Here is a 21,411-nt window from a genome sequence, read left to right as displayed (position 1 = left end):
AACCGGTCGGTATCGATCCGCGGACGCGGGACGGTGGGCGGGCCGGCTGGTCGATAGCGTGACCGTCAATGCTGGCCGTCATCGGGGGAGCGCTCGCGGCCCGCCGGGCACAAGCCCTGGCGGTGCTCCTGCTCGCGGTGCTCGCCAGTGCCGCCGCCGCGGCCGCACCCAGCTACGTGGCCGCCGCCGCGCGGGCCCTCGCCAGCAACGAGCTCTCCGCCGCCGACCCGGACGAGCTACGGCTGCGGCTCGTCGACCCCACGGAGTACCCGGGGATGCCGGGTGACCCGACCAAAAGTGTGTTCGGCGCTCGAGTCGAGCGACTCGCGCCGGCCGGGTTCGTTGTCGTCCTCGGCGCGCAGAGCGGCGGCGTCGCCACCGGCCCAGCCGGGCGAGTGACCTCCAACCTGATCTTCCGAGCCGGGGTGTGCGAGCGGGTTGTCGTTGCCGGCGCCTGCCCCCGGTCCACCTCGAACGGCCAGCTCCCCGAGGTGCTGGTCAGCACGAATACCGCGACGCATCTGGGTGTCGCCGCCGGCGGCGAGTTCACCTTCGACGCGGTGCCGGTGCGGGTGGCCGGCGTCTACCGGCCGCTGGACCCGACCGATCCGTTCTGGCTGGGTGGCGAGTTTCTTCGGCCACCCGCACCGGGGCTGGCGTCCACGTCGGCCGTGGGCAGCGCCGAGGACGCCATCTTCAGCGCCGAGTCCGCGCCCCTGGCCGACGACCAGGCCATCCTGTACCGATCGACGGCCGACCTGTTCGTTACCGAGCAGGTGTTGTCCACCCGGTCGGCGCAGGACCTGCACGCCGCTGTCGCGACGGTGACGCGCGACGGAAGCCGCGAGGGTTTCGGTGCCGGCACCGCACTGCCGCGCCTGCTCGATCGCATCACCCTGCAGCGCGAGCAGCTGGCCGCGGGCGTGACACTGGGTGCCGGTCTGCTCGTCCTGCTCTGCTGGCTGGTGCTCTTCGTGGCGGTCAGCTCGGCGGCCGACGAGCGCCGACCGGAGCAGGGCCTGCTCCTCCTGCGCGGCGTGCAGCGCCGACGACTGTGGGCACTGGCGATCGGCGAGCACGCCGTACCCGTGTTGGTCGCGATCCCCCTGGGCTGCCTGGGCGGCCTCGCCGCCGCCAAACTGCTCGCCGCGCACACCCTGCCCGCCCGTGCCGACGTCACGTTGGAGGCGACCGCGATCGGCTACGCCGCCGTCGGCGCCGCCGGCGCGCTCGCCGCGGTGCTGCTGGCCCAGGCGCGGACCGTGTCCGCGCCGGTCGTCGACCTGCTGCGCCGGGTGCCGGCGCGGATGCGGGGATGGCGGGCGACCGTGGGTGACATCGTCGCGGTGTCGGTCGCCGTGGCCGCCGTGGTGCAGTTGCGCTCCGGCGGGTCGCCCTCGGGGTTGGCCCTGTTGGCGCCGGTGTTCGGCGCGCTCGCCGCGGGCGTCCTGCTGGCGCGGGTCGCCATGATCGCCGGGGCGGTGGTGGGCGCGGCGCTGCTGACACGGGGCCGGACAGTCATTGGCCTCGCCCTCGTCCAGGTGGCCCGCCAGCCACGGTTCCGGCCACTGATCGCGCTGCTCACCGTGGTTGTCGCGATGCTCGCCTTCACCGCCGCGACGAGCGAGGTCGCGTCGGCCGCCTACACGGATCGGGCAACCGTCGAGGTCGGGGCGCCCCGCGTGGTCGGCGTCGACGCGTTGTCGCACCGGCACCTGCTGGAGTCCGTCCGGGCCGCTGACCCCGAAGGTCGCTTCGCGATGGCCGCGGCGGTGAAGGAGGTGGCCACCGGAGCCGGCACGCCGGTGCTCGCCGTGGACTCCGACCGGCTGGCGACGGTGGCCGCGCCGCACTCGTCGTACGGGGCGGCCCTGTCGGACGTCGCGCGAAAGATCCGCCCGGATCCGCCGGGAGCACCGATGATGCTGCGGGGGCGGCTGCTCACCGTCGCCCTGTCCGCCAGCTACGACGAGGACGCCTTCGGCGGGAACCGTGTCCGCCTCTTCGTCTCGGTCGCCAGCAGGACCGGCACCCGCCGGATCACCGCGCACAAGGACATAAAGCCCGACCTTCGCGAATACCACGTGCAGGTGCCCGAGTGCGCGCAGGAATGCCGGTTGGTCAGCATCGAGGTCGTCGCTCCGGTCACCCCCGGCCCGTTGACGGTTCGCTTCGAGGAGTTACGCACCGGCGGCGCGGCGCGGGTGACCGGAGCGGAGTTGGCCGATCTGCGGCGGTGGCGGTTGTCCGACCCGATGGACACGGCGCTGACCGCCACGACTGGCCGGGACGCTCTGGTCTTCGACGTGGCGGAGGGCCGACGGTCCCGGTCGTTGGGCATCGCCGTCGTCGACGCGCCGTTCCCGTTGCCCGGTTGGTTGACCCGGTCCAAGGGGACAGCCCTGCAACGGGGGTATCCGTACGAGGGAATCGACGGGTCGCCGACCCAGGCGTCAGTCGAGGGCCTGGCGGACCGACTGCCCCGGCTCGGGGGATCCGGCATGATCGTCGACCTGGAGTACGCCGACCGGCTCGCCGTCGCCGGCCAGACCGGTGTCAAGGAGGTCTGGTTGGCACCGACGGCGCCCGCCGACATACTCGACCGGCTCCGGGCACAGGGTCTGGTCATCCAGTACGACCGGACGATCGCCGCAGCGCGACAGGGTTTCGACCGACAGGGTGCGGCGCTGGCGTTGCGCTTCAACCTGTTCGCCGCGCTGGCCGGGGTTCTCATCGGGGCGGCCGGCCTCATCACGGCGGCAGCAGCCGAACAGCGCAACCGGGTCGCGATGCTGGTGGCGCTCCGGCGGCAGGGGCTGCCCGCACGCGCCGTCCGCGGCGGCTACGGGTGGCCGGTCGCAGTCGCCACCGTGTCGGCCGGTCTCGCCACCCTGATGATCTGGCTTCTCACCCGCAGTGGGCAGCGTCTGTTCAGTGACGGCCGGTCGCCGGTCCCGTTGCCCGACTGGCCGGACGTCGGCCGACTGCTGTTGTTCGCGGCGCCCACGGTCGCGCTCTTCGCGGTCATCGCTGCGGTGCTCGGCCGGTTCATCGCCGCCTCGGTTCGTCGCCGGACCGACCGATGACCACCGCACGGCCCGAGGAGGGCGTACCGGTCACCTGCCACCGGCTGATCCACATCTACTCGACCGGGACAGGTGACGTGGTCGCGCTCTCCGGGGTGGACCTGCACATCTCCGCCGGCGAGATGCTGGCGCTGGTCGGGCCGTCGGGCTCCGGCAAGTCCACCCTGGTCTCGATACTCGGCGGGCTCATGCGGCCCAGCGCCGGCCGGGTGTACGTGGGCGACCATGACCTGTCCCGGCTCTCCCCGACCGAACTGGCCACCCTTCGCGGGCCGACGGTCGGCACGGTGTTGCAGGGCGCCGAGCGCAACCTGCTGCCGTACGTGTCGCTGTCGCGCAACATCTGGTTGGCCCAGCGGCCGGCGGCGCGCATCGCCGGGCGTCGGCTGGATCCCCCGGAGGCTTTCCTCGAGCTCGTCGGTCTCGCCGGCGCGGGCGCGCGCCGCTCCGGCGACCTGACCCCGGGGCAGCGTCAGCGGGCCGCACTGGCTCAGGGGCTTGCCGCCGGGCCCGGTCTGCTCCTGGTCGACGAGCCGACCAGCCAACTCGACGGAGCCGGCCGCGACGAGGTGCTCGGCGCGCTGGCCACCATCAACTCCGAGCGGGGGACGACGGTCGTCGTGGTGACCCACGACGGTGATGTCGGTGCCCGGCTGGGTCGTGCCGTCACCATCCGGGACGGCCGGGTGGGCGCCGAGGGCCGAGACGGCCGGGACTTCGCCGTGGTGGCCGGGGACGGCACGATCCAGCTGCCGCCGGAGACGTTGGCGGCCTTTCCGGCCGGGACGCTCTTCGAGGTCGGCCACACCGATGAGTCGATCACCCTGCACGCCACGATGAACCCGTCCATCCCCCGGAACGGCGAGGTGGCGAGGGGCAGCGGCGACGCCGGTTGACGAGCAGTCGCCGAGCCGCACCCGAACGCTCACCTGCCCGGTGTCAGAGGCCGAACATCGGGCGACAGGGCGCCATCCCGTCGACCCGCACCGCGGGCCGCTGCTGCTGGGCCCACGTTTGCCTGGTGAGCCTCAGCCGGTCAGAAACGACAGCCTCGTCACCGCGAGCGTCGACGGAGATGCCGTCGTGCTCGTAGCCGAGCTTGCGGGACACGCCCTGGGAGGCGTGATTGTCCTGGAACACTTCGGTGCGGGCGGCTCGCGCGCCCAGGTGGTCGAAGGCCAGCGTGAGCAGACCCACCCGGGCCTCCGTCCCGTATCCCCTGCCCTGGTGGTCGATTCCCAGCCAGGCCGATGTCGTGACCTCCCGAATGACCGGGAAGTCGTGCGCTCGCAGCGTGACCACGCCGAGCGGGTGCCCGTGGTGGAACACACCGAGCCCGAGCCGCCACCGTGCCACGCTCCACCCCGCGAGCTGACCCCAGTGCTCCTGCAACACGAACCGCGCTCGGTCCCCCGGGCCGCCGTCGGTCCACGGGGTCAGGAACGGACGCTCATCCATGCGGTGCACGCCGTCGCCGGCGAGCTGGGCCAGGGCCGCCAACTCCTCGTCTCGGGGCAGGCGCAGTTCGAGTCGTGGCGTCGAGATGATCAGGTTGTACTGGGGCCACAGGTCGGCAAGCATGGGCTGATCATGATGCAGGCCGCTTGGCCCCGCTACAGGATTGTCGGGGCAGTTCCCCCCGCCGCGCTCGCCGTCAGGTGAGCGGCGACGGGGACTCGGCGCCGGGCAGCACCAGTTTCGGCGTACCGGACCCGTCGGCCGGGACGGTCCAGACATCGGGTCGGCCGTCGCTCTGGCGCAGCGTGTAGGCCAGCGTGCCGGCGTCCAGCCAGGCCGCCTGGTCGTCGACGCTGGCCGTCTCCGCCGTCTGTGTCACCCGAATGGTCGCCAGGTCGAGGACCGACAGCCGCCAGCCCTTCGCCGGGTCGGCGTCGATGGCCTCCTTGAAGGCGATCCGCGTGCCGTCCGGCGACAGCGACGGGCACTCGACGTTCTCCCGCACCGTCTCGACGGTGCGGGCGGCGACGTCACCCCGGACGAGGTACCGCTTCCCGTCGGTCGACATGGTCGCGTAGAAGCGGTTGTCGTCGGCGGTGAAGGTGACGCCCCAGTAGTTGACGTCGGGGCTGCGGTAGGCGCGGCCGTCCCGGGTGACCGCGAACTCCTCGAGTGACATCACCGCGGCGCCGGTGGTGGTGTCGAGGATTCCGGTGCGCGTGGAGAACCCGCTGCTGGTGTAGGAATCGCCGCCGACGAACGTGGTCCAGGAGACCATCCGGCCGGAGGACGAGACCCGGGCCCGGTTGGGCAGGCCGGGCACGGGGATCGCCCGCGTCGGTCGCAGCGCGGCGTCGAGCACGACGACCTGGTACGTCCAGGGCGTCTCCGGCTTCAGGCAGACGCCGGTGCCGGCCGCCGCGTACACCCGAAGGCACTCCAGGCCGGACACGGTGCGCGGCCCGGTGGGGTCGGCCGTGGCGACGGAGGAGACGTGCCGGTCGGTGATCGCCAGCAGGCGCGGCCCGGGCGCCAGGGTGACCGCCTGATCGGCGCCGGCGGCGGGCGGCGGGGTCCGGTCCCGTTGCCCAGCCGTGGCGGCGTAGCCGGCCGCCACGGTGCCCAGCAGCACCGCCGAGACGGCCACCACACCGAGCTTCGTTCGGGTCGACATCGCAGTCATCGGGGCACCTTCCGGGTGAACAGGCGGGACGGGGAGGCGAGCAGGAGCACCGTGACGACGAGGACCCCGGCGACGGCCAGGGCCGCGAGCCGGATGGCGGTGTCCGGTCCCCACGCCTGCCAGGTGAGCCCGAACAGGACCGAGGAGACGAGGTACGCCAGCGCCTGCCCGGTCTGCACCAGCGCGATGCCGGTGGTCCGCAGCCGTGGTGGCAGCACCGGCCCGGCGAGCGCGATGAGCACGCCGTCGGTGGCCGCGTAGAACGTCCCGTACAGCGCCAGTGTCAGAGCGAGCACCGGCCAGCCGTGGACGGGGCCGGCCAGCAGCAGGTACGTCGCGCCGAGGGCCGCGTAGCCGCCCACCACCACCGGCAGTCGGCCGATCCGGTCGGCGAGCACACCGAGTGGCGCGGCGAGGACCAGGTAGGCCAGGCTGGTCCCCACCGCGAGCAGCGGAAACCACCGCAGGCCGAGGTCCTCGCGGCGTTGCAGCAGCAGATAGACGAAGCCGTCGCCGATCGTGGCCAGCCCGAGCAGTGCCGCCGCCAGCAGCAGGCGGCGGGTGGGGCGGCTGCGCAGCAGACCGAGCGCCTCGCGTACGGAGACCTTCGGGTCGCCCGGGCGGTCCGTCGGCTCGCCGGGTGGGCGCTCCCGGACGAAGAGCACGAGCACGACGACGGCCAGTGCGGCGACGCAGAAGCTGGTGACGAAGACCGCGTCGTACGACTGCCCGACGACCAGCAGGACCGCGAACGCGGCGAGCGGCCCGAGGAACGCGCCGACACTGTCCATCGCCCGGTGCACACCGAACGCCCGGCCCAGCGCCTCGGCTGGCGTGGAGAGGGTGATCAGCGCGTCGCGCGGTGCGCTGCGTAGGCCCTTGCCGAGCCGGTCGACGGCGATGACGGCGCCGATGGCCGGCACCGACCGGCCGGCGAGCAGCAGGCCGAGCTTGGCGACCGCCGAGAGCGCGTAGCCGACGCCGGCGACCAGCTTGCGCCGGCCGAACCGATCGGCGGCGAAGCCACCGACGACTCGTAGGAGGGCGCTCGCGCCGGTGTGGACGCCGTCGAGCACGCCGAAGGCCAGCGGGCTGAGTTGCAGACCCAGCACCAGGTAGAGCGGCAGGACGGCGGTCACCATCTCGGCGGAGACGTCGGTGATCAGGCTGACCGTGCCCAGGGCGACGACGTTGCCGCTGACCAGGGCCAGCCCGCGACGGGGCCGTCCGGAGGAGGGCGGGTCGGCGTCCGGTCGGGAGACGGTCGACAGGTACACGAGCATCTCCTCGGATCGCGGGCTGACGGTCAGCCATCCTGCGAGCTGATCGGACGGGACACAAGAGACCGGGAGTGGCAGGCAGACATGCGGTGGATGAACTCGGCTGGAACATCGAAATGTTTCGCTGGTCGAGCGTACTGTTCATCTGGCCGTAGTCCGCCGGTTCGGCGACCTTCCTACGTTCCTTGCGCCTGACAAACGCAGACAAGAGGTCCTGAATGGACAACCGAATTCCCCGCCCGCCGGTGATGCTGGGGGCGGTCGCGGTGCTGGTCGCCGCCACCGCCGCCGTCGTTGTGACCGGCGCAGGAGCGGCGTCCGCGGCGAGCGTGACCTTCATGCCGGTCGCCGACACCTACGTCCAGAGCGACACGGCGTCCACCAACTACGGCACGTCAACCCAGATCGTGGTCGACAACTCCCCCGTCCGGCGGTCGTTCCTGCGCTTCACCGTGAGCGGCGTCAGCGGCACGGTGACCACCGCCAAGCTGCGGCTGCGCACGATCAGCGGCAACAGCGGCAGCGACTCCGGTGGCACGTTCCGGCGGATGTCCAACACGAGCTGGTCGGAGACCGGCACCACCTGGAGCAACCAGCCGGCCATCGACGGGGCCACGCTCGGCTCGATCGGGGCGGTCAGCGGCGACACCTGGTACGAGCTGGACGTCCGGGCCGCGGTGACCGGCAACGGCACGTACAGCTTCGGGGTGACCTCCGCCAGCGGCGACGGCGCCTACTACGACTCGCGCGGAGGCGGAGCCGACGCCCCGCAGCTGGTGGTCACGACCGGGACCACACCGCCGCCCTCCGGCGACCCGGTCCTCGTCGGTGCCGGCGACATCGCCAACTCCCGCTCCGGCGACACCGCCACGGCGGCACTGCTCGACAACATCCCCGGAACGGTCTTCACCACCGGCGACAACGTCTACAGCAACGGCACCGCGGCCGAGTTCAGCAGCTACTACGCCCCCACCTGGGGCCGGCACAAGGCGCGTACCCGCCCGACGCCCGGCAACCACGACTACAACACGTCGGGAGCCACCCCCTATTTCAATTACTTCGGTACGCAGGCCGGCCCCAGCGGCCGCGGCTACTACTCCTACGACCTCGGCAACTGGCATGTCGTGGCGCTGAACTCCAACATCAGCATGTCGGCGGGCTCCACCCAGGAGCAGTGGCTGCGGGCCGACCTCGCGGCCAGCAGCAGGCCGTGCACCCTGGCCTACTGGCACCACCCGCTGTTCACGTCGAGCTCCAACCACGCGCCGTCGACGTCGACGCGGCCGCTGTACCAGGCGCTATACGACCACAACGCCGACGTGGTCGTCTGGGGGCACAACCACGTGTACGAGCGGTTCGGCCCGATGAACCCGGCCGGTGGCTACGACGCCAGCCGGGGCATGCGCAGCTTCGTCGCCGGGATGGGCGGCGCCGACCACTACGGCTTCGGCACCATCCAGCCCGACAGCGAGGCTCGCAACAGCTCGGCTTTCGGCGTACTGAAGTTCACCCTGCACGCCGGCAGCTACGACTGGCAGTTCGTGCCGGTCGCCGGGCAGACCTACAACGACAGCGGCACCGGCAACTGCCACTGATCCGTCGATCCCGCTGCGCCGTTCAGGCCGCAGCGGGATCACTGTCCTGAATCGCGGCCACGTTTCCGGTGGCATCGACGCGGAAGACGCCGAGCGTGCGGGCGGTGGTCAGGGCCTGGCCGGACCCTGTCGAGCTGGCCCAGATATGGGCCATCGCCAATCCGCACAACACCGGACCGGACCGCACCGCACCGCACCGGAGCGGACCGGAGCGGACCGGACGGCGGCTACTGCGGCGGCGGTCCATATGTGGGGCAGCTCGACAGGACTCGCACAGGGCGGGCGCAGCCCAGAGGGGCGTGCACTCTCAGTGCGATCCGCGCGCTGGAGTGTGCAGCGGGCCCGCGGCTGCTTGTCGTAGCCGGCGACCAGTCGGTAGGTCCCTGGAGGACGCGGCGTCAGCGGGTCCCGGCGGCGCGTCGCTTGTTGTAGACGTCGAAGGCCACGGCGACGAGCAGGACGAGCCCCTTTACCACCGACTGGGTCGACTGGTCGACGCCCATCAGCTGCATGCCGTTGCTCATCACCGCCATGATCAGACCACCGACCATAGCGCCGACCACGGTGCCCACCCCGCCGGTGACCGCCGCGCCACCGATGAACGCGGCGGCGATCGCGTCCAGCTCGAACATGTTGCCGGCGGCGGGCTGGGCGCCGTTGGACCGCGAGGAGTAGATGACGCCGGCGACCGCCGCCAGGAAGCCCATGTTGACGAACATCCAGAAGTTGACGGTGCGGACCTTCACCCCCGACAGGGCCGCGGCCGAGAGGTTGCCACCGATCGCGTAGACCTGACGACCGAAGACGGTACGCCGGGTGAGCAGGCCGTAGACCAAGACGAGGACCGCCAGGACGATCAGCACGATCGGAAGCCCACGGGCGTGCGCCAACTGCCAGGCGAAGTACATGATGACCGCGCCGACCACGGCGACCCGGGCGACGAACAGTGGGAACGACTCGACGGGCTGCTGGTAGCGGATCCGCGCGACGCGGGTGCGGAAGCCGCTCACCGCGTACCCGGCCACGGCCACGGCGCCGATCAGCAGGGTGAAGGCGTCGAAGCCCTGCCCGCCGAGCAGTCCGTTGAGGAATCCCGCCGCGACTCGCTGGTACTCGGCCGGGAACGGAGACAGCGAGATGTTGTCGAGCACCCGAAGGGTGAGGCCACGGAACAGCAGCATCCCGGCGAGGGTCACGATGAAGGCTGGGATCCCGGCGTACGCCACCCAGAAGCCGTGCCAGGCGCCGACCGCGACGCCGACGACGAGCGCGGCCAGGACGCCGACCCACCACGGGTAGCCCTGCTGGATCACCAGGACCGCGGAGACCGCTCCGGTCAGCGCGACCACCGACCCCACCGACAGGTCGATGTGCCCGCCGATGATCAGAATGACCATCCCGATCGCGAGGACCAGGATGTACGAGTACTGCAGGACGATGTTGGTGATGTTCCCGGGGCTCAGCGACACCCCGTCGGTCAGGATCGCGAAGAGCGCGACGATGACGACCAGGGCGACGTAGATCCCGCTCTGCCGCAGGTTGTTCAACACCAGGGCCCGCAGGTCGCTCGTCCCGGTGTGCAGGGCGGCGGCCGGCGCGCGGTCCGGGGGCGTCGGGCGCTCCGTCGAGGGGGTCTTGATGCTGGTCATCCGACGAGCTCCTTGTCCTTGGTCATCAGCTCCATGAGGCTCTCCTGGGTCGCCTCGCCGACCGGCTTCTCACCGGTGATCCGGCCGGCGGCGAGGGTGTAGATGCGGTCACACATCCCGAGCAGCTCCGGCAGCTCGGAGGAGATGATGATCACCGCCTTGCCCTCGGCCACGAGCCGGTTGATGATCGTGTAGATCTCGTACTTGGCCCCGACGTCGATCCCGCGCGTCGGCTCGTCCAGAATCAGCACGTCGGGGTCGGTGAAGAGCCACTTCGACAGGACGACCTTCTGCTGGTTGCCGCCGGAGAGCTTGCCGACCACCGCCATGACGCTGGGCGCCTTGATGTTCATCTCCCGCCGGCTCGCCTCGGCGACCTTGATCTCCTCGTTGCCGTTCACCCAGCCCAGCCGGGCCAGCCTGGCCAACGCCGCGGCGGAAACGTTGCGGCGGACGTCGTCGATGAGGTTCAGGCCGAACCGCTTGCGGTCCTCCGTGACGTAGGCGATGCCGTGGTCGATCGCCTCCGCGACGGTACGGGCCTTCACCTCCCGCCCGTGCACGAACAGCCGGCCGCTGATGTCGCGGCCGTACGACCGGCCGAACACGCTCATCGCCAGCTCGGTACGCCCGGCCCCCATCAGCCCCGCGATGCCGACGACCTCACCGGCCCGCACGGACAGGCCGACGCCCTCGACGACCAGCCGGTCCTGGGTCGGGTGCCGTACCGTCCAGTCCTCGATCCGGAGCACCTCCTCGCCGGGGGACGACACCCGGTCGGGGTAGAAGCTGTCCAGGTCGCGCCCGACCATGCCCCGGATGATCCGCTGCTGGGTCACGTCGTCGGCCCTCATGTCGAGGGTCTCCACCGCGCGCCCGTCCCGGATGACCGTGGTCGAGTCGGCGATCTCGGTGATCTCGTTGAGCTTGTGGGAGATCATGATGCAGGTGATCCCCTGCTCCCTGAGCTGCCGCAACAGGTTGAGCAGGTGGGCCGAGTCGACGTCGTTGAGGGCGGCGGTCGGCTCGTCCAGGATGAGGAGGCGCACCTTCTTCGACAGCGCCTTGGCGATCTCCACCAGCTGCTGCTTGCCCACGCCGAGCTGGATGACGGGGGTGACGGGGTTCTCGTGCAACCCGACGGACGCCAGCAGTTCCGCCGCGTCGGCGTTGGCCCGGTTCCAGTCGATGAGGCCGCTGCGGCCGCGGCGTTCGTTGCCGAGGAAGAGGTTCTCGGCGATCGACAGGTACGGCACCAGGGCGAGTTCCTGATGGATGATGACGATGCCGTTGGCCTCGCTGTCCCGGATGCCGCGGAACTGCATCGGCTTGCCGTCGAACAGGATCTCGCCGTCGTACGAGCCGGCCGGGTGGACGCCGGACAGCACCTTCATCAGGGTGGACTTGCCGGCGCCGTTCTCGCCACAGATGGCGTGGATCTCGCCGCGGCGCACCGCGAGGGTGACGTCCTCCAGCGCGGTCACCCCGGGGAAGGTCTTCGTGATGCGACGCATCTCGAGGATGGTGTCGTCCATGGTCACTGTCCTCATCGTCAGATCGGGACGCGGTACGCCATGGCGCCGGGCCCGGCGACGAGCGCCGAGCCCGGCGGACGGCTAGTTCTTGGCCTGCCCGGCGGCGACCTCTTCGGCCGTCCAGTAACCGGAGTCGATCAGCGTGGCCTTGATGTCGTCCTTGTAGACCGTGGCGATCGGCAGCAGGTACGACGGCACGACCTTGACGCCGTTGTTGTAGGTCTGCGTGTCGTTGGCCTGCGGCTGCTTGTCCTGCAGGAACGCCTCGGCGGCGTTCACGGCCTGGTCCGCGAGCAGGCGGGTGTCCTTGAAGACCGTGGAGCTCTGCACGCCATCGTTGATCAGCTTGATCGAGGCGATCTCCGCGTCCTGGCCGGTCACCACGGGGATCTTCTTACCCGCGGTGCCGTAGCCGGCGTTCTGCAGGGCGGTGATGATGCCGCGGGAGATGCCGTCGTACGGCGACAGGACCCCGTCGACCCGCGCGCCGTCGTTGTAGCTGGAGGTGAGCAGGTCCTCCATCCGCTTCTGCGCGGTCTCCTGCTGCCACCGCAGGATGGCCACCTGCTCGATGGTGGTCTGGCGCGACTTGACCCGCAGCGTGCCACCGTCGATGAACGGCTTCAGCGTGTCCATCGCCCCGCCGAAGAAGTACTGGGTGTTGTTGTCGTCGAGCGAGCCGGCGAAGAGTTCGACGTTGAACGGACCCTTCGCGGTGCCCTTCGAGCCGTCCTTGTTCTGCAGGCCGAGGCCGACCAGCAGAGCGGTGGCCTGGGCGACGCCCACCTTGTAGTTGTCGAAGCTGACGTAGAAGTCGACGTTCTTGCTGCCACGGATCAGCCGGTCGTACGCGATCACCGGAATCTTCGCGTCGGCGGCGGCCTGCAACTGGCCGCTGAGCGCCGTACCGTCGATCGCCGCGATCACCAGAACGTCCGCGCCCTGGGTGATCATTTGGTCGACCTGCTGCGACTGGGTGGGGATGTCGTCGCCCGCGTACTGGAGGTCGACCTTGTAGCCCTTGGCCTCCAGCTTCTGCTTCACCGCGTTGCCGTCGGCGATCCACCGCTCGGAGGTCTGCGTCGGCATCGAGACACCGATGGTCAGGTCGCCGGGCTTCTCTGCGCTGGTGTCACCGCCGCTGCCAGCACCCTCGCCACTGCACGCCGCCAGGCTCAGCGCCAGCACCGCGCCGCCGAGAGCAACCAGGAACTTCCTGCCCACGGGCTTCTCCTCTCTGGACTCCCCCGCCGACCGCCGGGGCCACCTGTCATCTTCCCGGGTAGTGTTAGCGCTCACATAACGCACGTCAACACTTAGCCGGAAATACCGGTGTCACGGTCTCGTAACGGCGGCACGTTTGGCAAGGGCATCCCGAACACGCCCTCCACTCGGACACAGTGACTTGCGTCCCGGTCGGCGCGATGTCCGCCGCGCAGGGCAGGCGGGCCGAGCCCTGTCCGGTGGTCGCTGGCCCACCGGACCTGCGCCTCGGGGTTGTCAGGGGTGATCCACTCGTCATCGCTGAGGTCGGGGCATCGCCAACGCCCGGACACCGCGACATCAACGAAACCGAGTCGATCAAGTGATCCGGAGCCGCCGGCCTGGCCGGCAGCGACCGGCCGTACAGCGATCCCGGCCAGACCGGCCCGGCCGGACGGCTGCCCCTGCGGATCTGCGCCCTAAAGGCCGACTGGTGATCGACTCGGTATCACCGATATCGGGGCATCCCCAACACTCCGACACCGCCATATCAACGAAACCGAGTCGATCAAGCGGCGCCGACCTGTCGGGCGGCCCGACGACGGCAGGTCCGAGCGCTGCCCCATATCTGGGGCAGCTCGACAGGGAGCAGCGGAGGTGCCGGCGGTGGAAACGGGGCCGGTCTGCATCGGAGATGGCGCGGGCTCGCACAGGCGATGCCGGGTGCGTGCGGCGAGGCACGTGCCCTCGCAGTGCCCGCCGGTGCGGCTGTGCGGCTGGGCGGCCGGGCGGCGGGCGGCGGGCGGCGGGCGGCGGGCGGCCGGGCCTGACGCCGTCAGCGGCGGGGCGGTTCGGCGACGCTGTCGCGGGCGACCAGGGTCGGAGCGATGGTCTGCCGCAGGGCCCCTCCGGTACCCGATTCGATCTGGGCCAGCAACAGCTGGATACTCGCCCGCGCCACGGCGTCGAAGTCCGGCCGGACGGTGGTCAGCGGTGGAATGAAGTACGCCGCCTCCGGCACGTCGTCGAAGCCGACCACGCTGATCTCGGCCGGCACCCGCCGACCGAACTCGTGCAACGCCCGCAGCACGCCGAGCGCGAGATGATCGTTGGCGGTGAAGACGGCGGTGACCTCGGGCATCCGCGCCAGCAGCTGCCCGCACCGGTATCCCGAGGCCGCGGACCAGTCCCCCTGCATCAACGGTGGCGGGTCGACCCCGGCGGCCAGCAGCGCCTCCCGCCAGCCTTCGATCCGCCCAACGCTGTCGAACCAGTCGGACGGCCCCGACACGTGCCAGACCGTGCGGTGTCCGGCGTCGAGCAGATGCTGGGTCGCCGCACGGGCACCCGCCACCTGGTCGACCGTCACCAACGGCACCGGACGGCGTGGGTCACCGTCGACGGTGACCAGCGGGACGTCCTTGGGCAGGCGTTCCAGCGCCTCACCGGCCGACTCCACCGGCGCGATGACGACGATGCCGGCGACCCGGTGCGACAGGTGCCGCTCGACCGCTGCCGAGATGGAACGGTAGTCAAGGTCCCGCACGCTGCCCACACTCACCGCGAAGCCCTCTTCCGCGGCGGTCTGCTCCAACGCGGCCAGCAACGACGCCGGCCCGTACAACGTCGTGTTCTGTGCCACCACGCCGATCACCTGCGACCGGCCGGTCACCAACGCACGCGCCGCGCCGTTGGGCCGATAGCCCAGTTCCGCGATCGCCGCCCGCACCCGTAACCGCGTCTGCTCACGGACATTGGGATGCCCGTTCAGCACCCGCGACACCGTCTGGTGCGAGACACCGGCCAGACGGGCGACGTCCGTCATCGCCGGACCATGCACGGCCATGTCACTTCCCCCGTCTGCGTACCCGAAGCCGCGGCCCACCGACGTCGACTGGAGCGGTCCGCCGATTCCGGCGCTCAGCCACCACGTCGGCGCCAAACCCCCGCTGACCAGCGCTGGATGGCCCACAGTCTACGCCAGCCAACGCCCTGACCAGGCGTGCGGCTGGCCCGGGGCGACGCCCCGGGCGGCGCGGGCGTCTCCTGCCGGGGCAGGACATCCTGCCGGCCACGCCGCCTGTCACGCCGCCTGTCACGGTCACTGCCTCACCGCCTCGTGATCATGTTAGAAGCCGCGCGCCAGTCGGTAGTACGCCTGGTTCCAACGGATCTCGTCGGCGAATCGGCGGGGCTCGGTGTCGGCGTCGATGACGACCAGCTCGGTACGGCTCATCTCGGCCAGGTCGTGCAACTCCTCCACGCCCACCGCCTGCGACAGCACGGTGTGGTGCGGTGCGCCGGCGGTGATCCACGCCTCGGCCGACCCGGGCAGGTGCGGTCGCGGACGCCAGACCGCCCGGGCCACCGGCAGCCGCCGCAGCGGCTGCGGCGGAGACACCACGTCGATCTCGTTGGCCACGAGCCGGAAACGGTCACCCATGTCGGCCAGCCCGAGCACCACCGCCGGACCGGGTGCGGCGTCGAACACGAGCCGGACCGGATCCTCGCGCCCGCCGATGCTCAGCGGATGGATCTCCACGTTCGGCACGCCGCCGGCGATGGTCGGACAGACCTCGAGCATGTGCGCGCCGAGCACCAGCTCCTCGCCCGGGGTGAGGTCGTAGGTGTAGTCCTCCATGAACGACGTGCCACCGTCCACGCCCACGGACATCGTCTTGAGGGTCCGGACCAGCACGGAGGTCTTCCAGTCGCCCTCGCCACCGAACCCATAGCCGTCCGCCATCAGTCGCTGCACGGCGATGCCGGGCAGCTGACGCAGCCCACCGAGATCCTCGAAGTTGGTGGTGAACGCCCGGAACCCGCCGGCGTCCAGGAAGGCGCGCATGCCGAGCTCCAGGCGGGCGGCGTAGCGCAGCGAGTCGTGCCGCTCGCCCCCGGGACGCAGCTCCGGGGCGATCCGGTAGGTGTCGTCGTACTCCTTGACCAGGTCGTCCACCTGCGCGTCGGCGACCTCGTCGACCACCTGGACCAGGTCGTTGACGCCGTAGGTGTTGACCGACACCCCGAAGCGCAGCTCCGCCTCGACCTTGTCGCCCTCGGTCACGGCGACGTCGCGCATGTTGTCGCCGAAGCGGGCCAGGCGCAGCGACCGCATCGCCGACCAGCCGAGCGCCGCGCGGGCCCACGCCCCGACCCGGGCAGTCACCCGGGGATCGCTGACATGCCCGGCCACGGTCTTGCGTGCCACACCGAGCCGGGTCTGGATGTACCCGAATTCACGGTCGCCGTGGGCGGCCTGGTTCAGGTTCATGAAGTCCATGTCGATCTCGTCCCACGGCAGCAGGACGTTGGCCTGGGTGTGCAGGTGCAGCAGCGGCGTCTGCAGGGCGTCCAGCCCGGCGATCCACATCTTCGCCGGCGAGAAGGTGTGCATCCACGCAACGACCCCGATCGCACCCTGCGCAGCGGCGTCGCGGCAGACCCGCAGAATCTCACCGCTGTTGGTCAGGACGGGCTTCCAGACCACCCGGGCGGGAATCTGCGGCGAGTCGTCGAGCGCGGCCGCGATCGCACGGGACTGCTCGGCGACCTGCCGAAGAGTCTCCTCGCCGTACATGCCCTGGCTGCCGGTGAGGAACCAGATCTCGGGTGCGCTGTGTGGTGCCATGGGGTTGCCTTCCGCGAGAGGGGCGGTCACTTGTAACGGATTCCGATCAGGCGTTGCAGGAGGATGAACGCGAAGAGCAGACCCCCAATCACGATCTTGGTCCACCAGGAGTTGAGGCTCCCGTCGAAGGTGATGAGCGTCTGGATCACGCCCAGGACCAGGACGCCGAGCACCGTGCCGAAGACGTACCCCGAGCCACCGGTGAGCACGGTGCCGCCGATGACGACCGCCGCGATGACGTCCAACTCCATGCCGACGCCGATCAGAGGCGCGCCGGAGAGGGTGTAGAAGGACAGCAGGATCCCGCCGATCGCTGAGCACAGACCGCTGATCGTGTAGACGGCGATCCGGGTACGCCCCACCGGCAGGCCCATCAGCAGCGCCGACTGCGGGTTGCCGCCGATGGCGTGGACGTTGCGCCCGAGACGGGTGTAGGCCAACGTGTAGGCGGCGACGACAACCACCGCGAAGGCGATGAGCACGCTGATCGAGACGAAGTTGCCCCGGGGATCTCCGATCCGCTCCTGCGACATCCTGGTCCAGAACCCGTCGGTGATCGGGATGGACGAGCCGGAGATGAACGTGCACATCCCGCGGGCGAAGAACATCCCGGCGAGCGTGACGATGAACGGCTGGATGTCGAAGAAGTGGATGGCGCAGCCCATCAGCAGGCCGAGCGTCGGGCCGATCAGCAGGGCGATGACGAGCACGAGCGCCGCCGGCAGGCCCTGCTGGAGCAGCGAGGCCGACACCATCGCCGTCATGGCGACGACGGAGCCGACGGACAGGTCGATGCCGCCGGTGAGGATCACGAAGGTCATCCCCACCGCGACGACGAGCAGGAAGCCGTTGTCGATGAAGACGTTGAAGATGACCTGCACGTTGGAGAACGCCTGGTACTGCGACACGCCGACGCCGTACATGACCAGGAGCAGGGCGAGCGTGGCCAGGACCGGTATCTGCCGCCTCGGCAGCCGGAGCCGGGTACGGCCAGCGGTGAGCGATCCAGTGGTCATGCCGGCACCTGCTCCTTCGGCGAGTCGGTGACGGTGCTGGGCGGTGGAGCGCTGCTCCTTCGGCGGGTGAACCGCGCCCGGAAGGCCGGCGCCTGGATGAGGCAGACGGCGATGACGACGACCGCTTTGAACAGCAGCGAGGTCTGCGGCGAGATGTTCATGGCGTACACCGTGGTGGTCAGGGTCTGGATGATCAGCGCGCCGAGGATGGTGCCGCTGAGGAAGAACCGGCCGCCCGCGAGGGACGTACCGCCGATGACGACCGCGAGGATGGCGTCCAGCTCCACCCAGAGGCCCGCGGCGTTGCCGTCGGCGCTGGAGACGTTGGCCGTCATCATGAAGCCGGCGACGGCCGCGCAGACGGCGCTGAGGACGTACGCGAGGAAGATGACCCGACCGGAGCGAATGCCGGCCAGCCGGCTCGCCTCGGCGTTGCCGCCCACCGACTCGATGATCATGCCGAGCGCGGTACGACGGGTGAACGCGCCGACGAGCAGCGCCGCCGCCAGGGCGATGAGGATCGCCAGGGGCAGGGTCAGCACGTGGCCCAGCCCGATCGCCCGGTACGGCTCGGAGTTGATGGTGATGATCTGGCCCTCGGTGATCAGCTGAGCGAGCCCTCGGCCGGCCACCATCAGGATCAGGGTGGCGATGATCGGTTGGATTCCGATCACGGCCACCAGCACCCCGTTCCAGGCGCCCAGCACGAGCGCCACCCCCAGCGCCATGGCCAGGGCGGTCAGCACCACGGGGAGGCTGTTCTGGTCGGGCTGCTGACTGATGTACATGCAGGCGATCGCGCCGCTGATCGCGCACATCGACCCGACCGACAGGTCGATGCCGCCGGTCGAGATGACGACGGTCATGCCCAGCGCGACGAGAATCAGCGGCGCGCTCAGCCGCAGGATGTCGATCGGTGTGCCGTACAGGTGCCCGTCCTTGAGCTCGACGGACAGGAACCCGGGCCGGTAGACCGTGTTCGCGGCGAGCATGACGACCAGCACGGCGGCGGGCCAGAACAGCCGGTGACCCACCATCGTCCGGTAGCGGCCCATGGTGTCGTTCATCGGTCTTCCTCCTCCCGGTGGGATCCACTGGCGATGGTCTGCATGATGCGGTCGGCGTCGAGGCCGTCGTCGTTGGCGAGCTGCGCGACCATCTGCCGGTCCCGCATGACGGCCACCTTGTGGCTGAGGCGCAGCACCTCCTCGAGCTCGGCGGAGATGAACAGCACCGCCATGCCACCGTCGGACAACTGCGTCACGAGCTTCTGGATCTCGGTCTTCGCCCCGATGTCGATGCCCCGGGTCGGTTCGTCGAGGATCAACAGCCGGGGCTCGGTGATCAGCCACCGGGCCAGGAGCACCTTCTGCTGGTTGCCGCCGGAGAGGTTGCGTACCGGCACCTCCGGGTCCGCCGGCCGGATGTTGAGGGCCTTGACGTACTTGTCGACCAGCTCGTCCTGGCGGCGGCGCGGGATCGGCCGCAGCCAGCCGCGGGCGGCCTGCATGGCGAGGATGATGTTCTCGCGGACCGACAGGTCAGGGACGATGCCCTCCGCGCGGCGGTTCTCCGAACAGAAGCCGACGCCCTGATCGATGGCCTGCGCGGGGGTACGCAGACTGCTCGACGTGCCGTCGACCGCGACCTGACCGCCGTCCGCCCGGTCGGCACCGAACAACAACCTCGCCACCTCGGTACGCCCGGAACCCAGCAGGCCTGCCAGGCCCACCACCTCACCGGCGTGGATCGTGAGGTTGAACGGCTCGACCGCGCCCGCCCGGCCGAGGCTCGACACCGCCACCAGCGGAGTGCCCTCCTCCAGGGCGGCCAGGTCCCGTCGGGAGTGCTCCTCGATGCCCTCGAGGACGTCGAGTTCCTTGCCGATCATTTTCTCGACGAGGCCGAGCTGGGGCAGCTCGGCTGTCGGGTACTCGCCGACGAGCCCGCCGTTGCGCAGCACGGTGATGCGGTCGGCGATCTCGTAGACCTGGTCGAGGAAGTGGGTCACGAACAGGATCGCGATGCCTTCGTCGCGCAGTTGCCGCATGATGCGGAACAGCTGCGCGACCTCGCCCGCGTCGAGGCTGGACGTCGGCTCGTCCAGGATCAGCACCCGGGCCTGGATGTCGATGGCGCGGGCGATGGCGACCATCTGCTGGATGGCGAGGGAGTACGAGCCGAGCGGCGCGCTGACGTCGAGGTCGAGGTCGAGACGGGCCAGGAGCGCACGGGCGCGGCGGCGGACCTCACCCCAGCGGACGGCGCCCAGGAGCCGGGGCTCGCGTCCGATGAAGATGTTCTCCGCCACCGAGAGGTTGGTGCAGAGGTTGACCTCCTGGTAGACGGTGCTCACCCCGGCGGCCGTCGCCTGCATCGGCCCGCTGAAGGACACCGGCGCACCGTCGAGGGTGATCGAGCCCTCGTCGGTGTCGTAGACGCCGGTCAGCACCTTGATGAGGGTCGACTTGCCGGCCCCGTTCTCGCCCATCAGGGCGTGCACCTCGCCGGGGAAGAGTCGGAAGTTGACGTCGTGGAGTGCACGCACCCCGGGGAAGGACTTGCTGATCCCGGTCATCGTCAGGACCGGACGGCTATCCGTCATCCCATCAGACCTCTTCTGGGGTTGTCGACGCGGAAGGGCCGCTGCGCTCCCGGTCCGTTCGGGGGATTTGCCGACGCTGCGGGGCCGCCGCGCGAGCGCGGCGGCCCCAGGCGTCGATCAGTACTTACGGTTCGGCAGTGCTTCCTTGGCCTGCTCCTGCGTGAAGGTGGTCTCCTCGGTCTCGATCCGAGCAGGCACCTCCTCGCCCGCGTGGACCTTCTTGGCCAGGTCCATCAGCTGTGGGCCGAGCAGCGGGCTGCACTCCGCGATGAAGTTGAACTTCCCGTCGGCGAGAGCCTGCATGCCGTCCTTGACGGCGTCGACCGTGATGATGGTGATGTCCTTGCCGGGCACCTTGCCGGCGGCGGTGATCGCCTCGAGCGCCCCGAGACCCATGTCGTCGTTGTGCGCGAAGAGCACGTCGATCTTCGGGTTGGCCTTGAGGAACTGCTCCATCACGGCCTTGCCGCCGGCCCGGGTGAAGTCACCGGTCTGCGAAGCGATGATCTTCAGGTTCGGGTTGGCGGCGATCGCCTCGGCGAAGCCCTTCTTGCGGTCGTTGGCCGGGGCGGCGCCCGCGCTGCCCTGCAACTCGACGATGTTCACCGGGCCCGACGCGGTCTTCTTCTGCTCGACCAGCCACTCGCCGGCGAGCCGGCCCTCCTTGATGAAGTCCGAGCCGAGGAAGGTCTTGTAGAGGCTCTTGTCGGCCGAGTCGACCGAGCGGTCGGTCAGGATGACCGGGATGCCGGCATCCTTGGCCTCCTTGAGCACGGTGTCCCACCCGGACTCCACCACCGGCGAGAAGGCGATCACGTCGACCTTCTGCTGGATGTAGTTGCGGATGGCCTTGATCTGGTTTTCCTGCTTCTGCTGGGCGTCGTCGAACTTCAGCTCGACGCCCGCGGCCGCGGCGGCCTCCTTGATGGAGGTGGTGTTCGCGGTACGCCAGCCGCTCTCCGCACCGACCTGGGAGAAGCCCAGCGTGATCTTGCCGTCGTCGGCGGCGGAGCCACCGCCGGTGTCGCTGTTGCCGCAGGCCGCCACGCCGCCGACGAGCAGCACGCTGGCGAGTACCGCGACAGCGCGCCACGGAGCGGACTGCGTTCGCATCTTTCTCATCGGATCTCCTTGGCTGGGTGTGGTGGGTGACCGCGCCAACCGCCGAGA

Annotated in this window: 15 protein-coding genes; 3 read left to right on the top strand and 12 right to left on the bottom strand. The window is 70.3% G+C overall.

Annotated elements, in window-relative coordinates:
* Nucleotides 1-68 precede the first annotated feature (68 nt).
* Entirely contained in the window at nt 69-3,086 is a 3,018-nt protein-coding gene (locus BUS84_RS33065) for an FtsX-like permease family protein (protein WP_074318298.1), read from the top strand.
* A complete protein-coding gene (locus BUS84_RS33060; protein ID WP_074318297.1) occupies nt 3,083-3,982 on the top strand; it encodes an ABC transporter ATP-binding protein in 900 nt (299 codons plus the stop codon). Before BUS84_RS33065 ends, BUS84_RS33060 begins: the two co-directional genes overlap by 4 nt.
* A gap of 43 nt (nt 3,983-4,025) precedes the next feature.
* Here BUS84_RS33060 and BUS84_RS33055 read toward each other — a convergent pair whose 3' ends face one another.
* From BUS84_RS33055 to BUS84_RS33045, 3 genes are all read right to left on the bottom strand, one after another.
* Nucleotides 4,026-4,667 carry a GNAT family N-acetyltransferase gene (locus BUS84_RS33055; RefSeq protein ID WP_074318296.1) on the bottom strand — a complete coding sequence of 214 codons (642 nt, stop codon included), beginning with the start codon at nt 4,665-4,667 and terminating at the stop codon, nt 4,026-4,028.
* Nucleotides 4,668-4,740: 73 nt separating this feature from the next.
* A complete protein-coding gene (locus tag BUS84_RS33050) occupies nt 4,741-5,727 on the bottom strand; it encodes a TolB family protein (RefSeq protein ID WP_084757690.1) in 987 nt (328 codons plus the stop codon).
* A complete protein-coding gene (locus BUS84_RS33045; protein ID WP_244298800.1) occupies nt 5,724-7,004 on the bottom strand; it encodes an MFS transporter in 1,281 nt (426 codons plus the stop codon). Before BUS84_RS33045 ends, BUS84_RS33050 begins: the two co-directional genes overlap by 4 nt.
* 221 nt (nt 7,005-7,225) lie before the next feature.
* On the opposite strand from BUS84_RS33045, the gene BUS84_RS33040 reads away from it, so the two are divergent.
* The gene (locus BUS84_RS33040; RefSeq protein WP_074318293.1) at nt 7,226-8,602 is read left to right on the top strand and encodes a CBM96 family carbohydrate-binding protein; all 1,377 of its coding nucleotides are present in this window, start codon (nt 7,226-7,228) and stop codon (nt 8,600-8,602) included.
* Between the two features lie 398 nt (nt 8,603-9,000).
* On the opposite strand, the gene mmsB is transcribed toward BUS84_RS33040, so the two are convergent.
* From mmsB to BUS84_RS32995, 9 genes are all read right to left on the bottom strand, one after another.
* Nucleotides 9,001-10,251 (bottom strand): multiple monosaccharide ABC transporter permease, encoded by a 1,251-nt coding sequence (gene mmsB, locus BUS84_RS33035; protein ID WP_074318292.1) that lies wholly within the window; start codon nt 10,249-10,251, stop codon nt 9,001-9,003.
* Complete coding sequence (mmsA, locus tag BUS84_RS33030; RefSeq protein WP_074318291.1) at nt 10,248-11,786, bottom strand: multiple monosaccharide ABC transporter ATP-binding protein; 1,539 nt, start codon at nt 11,784-11,786, stop codon at nt 10,248-10,250. The genes mmsB and mmsA overlap by 4 nt, the downstream gene beginning before the upstream one ends.
* Before the next feature lie 81 nt (nt 11,787-11,867).
* Complete coding sequence (gene chvE, locus BUS84_RS33025; protein ID WP_074318290.1) at nt 11,868-13,010, bottom strand: multiple monosaccharide ABC transporter substrate-binding protein; 1,143 nt, start codon at nt 13,008-13,010, stop codon at nt 11,868-11,870.
* Between the two features lie 814 nt (nt 13,011-13,824).
* On the bottom strand, nt 13,825-14,814 hold the full coding sequence (locus BUS84_RS33020; protein ID WP_208869782.1) for a LacI family DNA-binding transcriptional regulator: 990 nt from the start codon (nt 14,812-14,814) through the stop codon (nt 13,825-13,827).
* Between the two features lie 303 nt (nt 14,815-15,117).
* Nucleotides 15,118-16,620 carry an L-arabinose isomerase gene (gene araA / locus BUS84_RS33015; RefSeq protein ID WP_074318289.1) on the bottom strand — a complete coding sequence of 501 codons (1,503 nt, stop codon included), beginning with the start codon at nt 16,618-16,620 and terminating at the stop codon, nt 15,118-15,120.
* A 26-nt stretch (nt 16,621-16,646) separates the two neighbouring features.
* Complete coding sequence (yjfF, locus tag BUS84_RS33010; RefSeq protein ID WP_074318288.1) at nt 16,647-17,636, bottom strand: galactofuranose ABC transporter, permease protein YjfF; 990 nt, start codon at nt 17,634-17,636, stop codon at nt 16,647-16,649.
* A complete protein-coding gene (locus BUS84_RS33005; RefSeq protein ID WP_074318287.1) occupies nt 17,633-18,703 on the bottom strand; it encodes an ABC transporter permease in 1,071 nt (356 codons plus the stop codon). Before BUS84_RS33005 ends, yjfF begins: the two co-directional genes overlap by 4 nt.
* The gene (locus BUS84_RS33000) at nt 18,700-20,241 is read right to left on the bottom strand and encodes a sugar ABC transporter ATP-binding protein (protein WP_074318286.1); all 1,542 of its coding nucleotides are present in this window, start codon (nt 20,239-20,241) and stop codon (nt 18,700-18,702) included. Before BUS84_RS33000 ends, BUS84_RS33005 begins: the two co-directional genes overlap by 4 nt.
* A 117-nt stretch (nt 20,242-20,358) precedes the next feature.
* Nucleotides 20,359-21,363: an ABC transporter substrate-binding protein gene (locus BUS84_RS32995; RefSeq protein WP_425293478.1), complete on the bottom strand. Its 1,005-nt coding sequence runs from the start codon at nt 21,361-21,363 to the stop codon at nt 20,359-20,361.
* Between the last annotated feature and the right edge of the window lie 48 nt (nt 21,364-21,411).

Origin of the sequence: Micromonospora cremea, assembly GCF_900143515.1 — a bacterium.
Classification (GTDB): Bacteria; Actinomycetota; Actinomycetes; order Mycobacteriales; family Micromonosporaceae; genus Micromonospora; species Micromonospora cremea.
The sequence above is the reverse complement of the archived record's forward strand: the minus strand, read 5'-3'. Positions and strand labels throughout refer to the sequence as shown.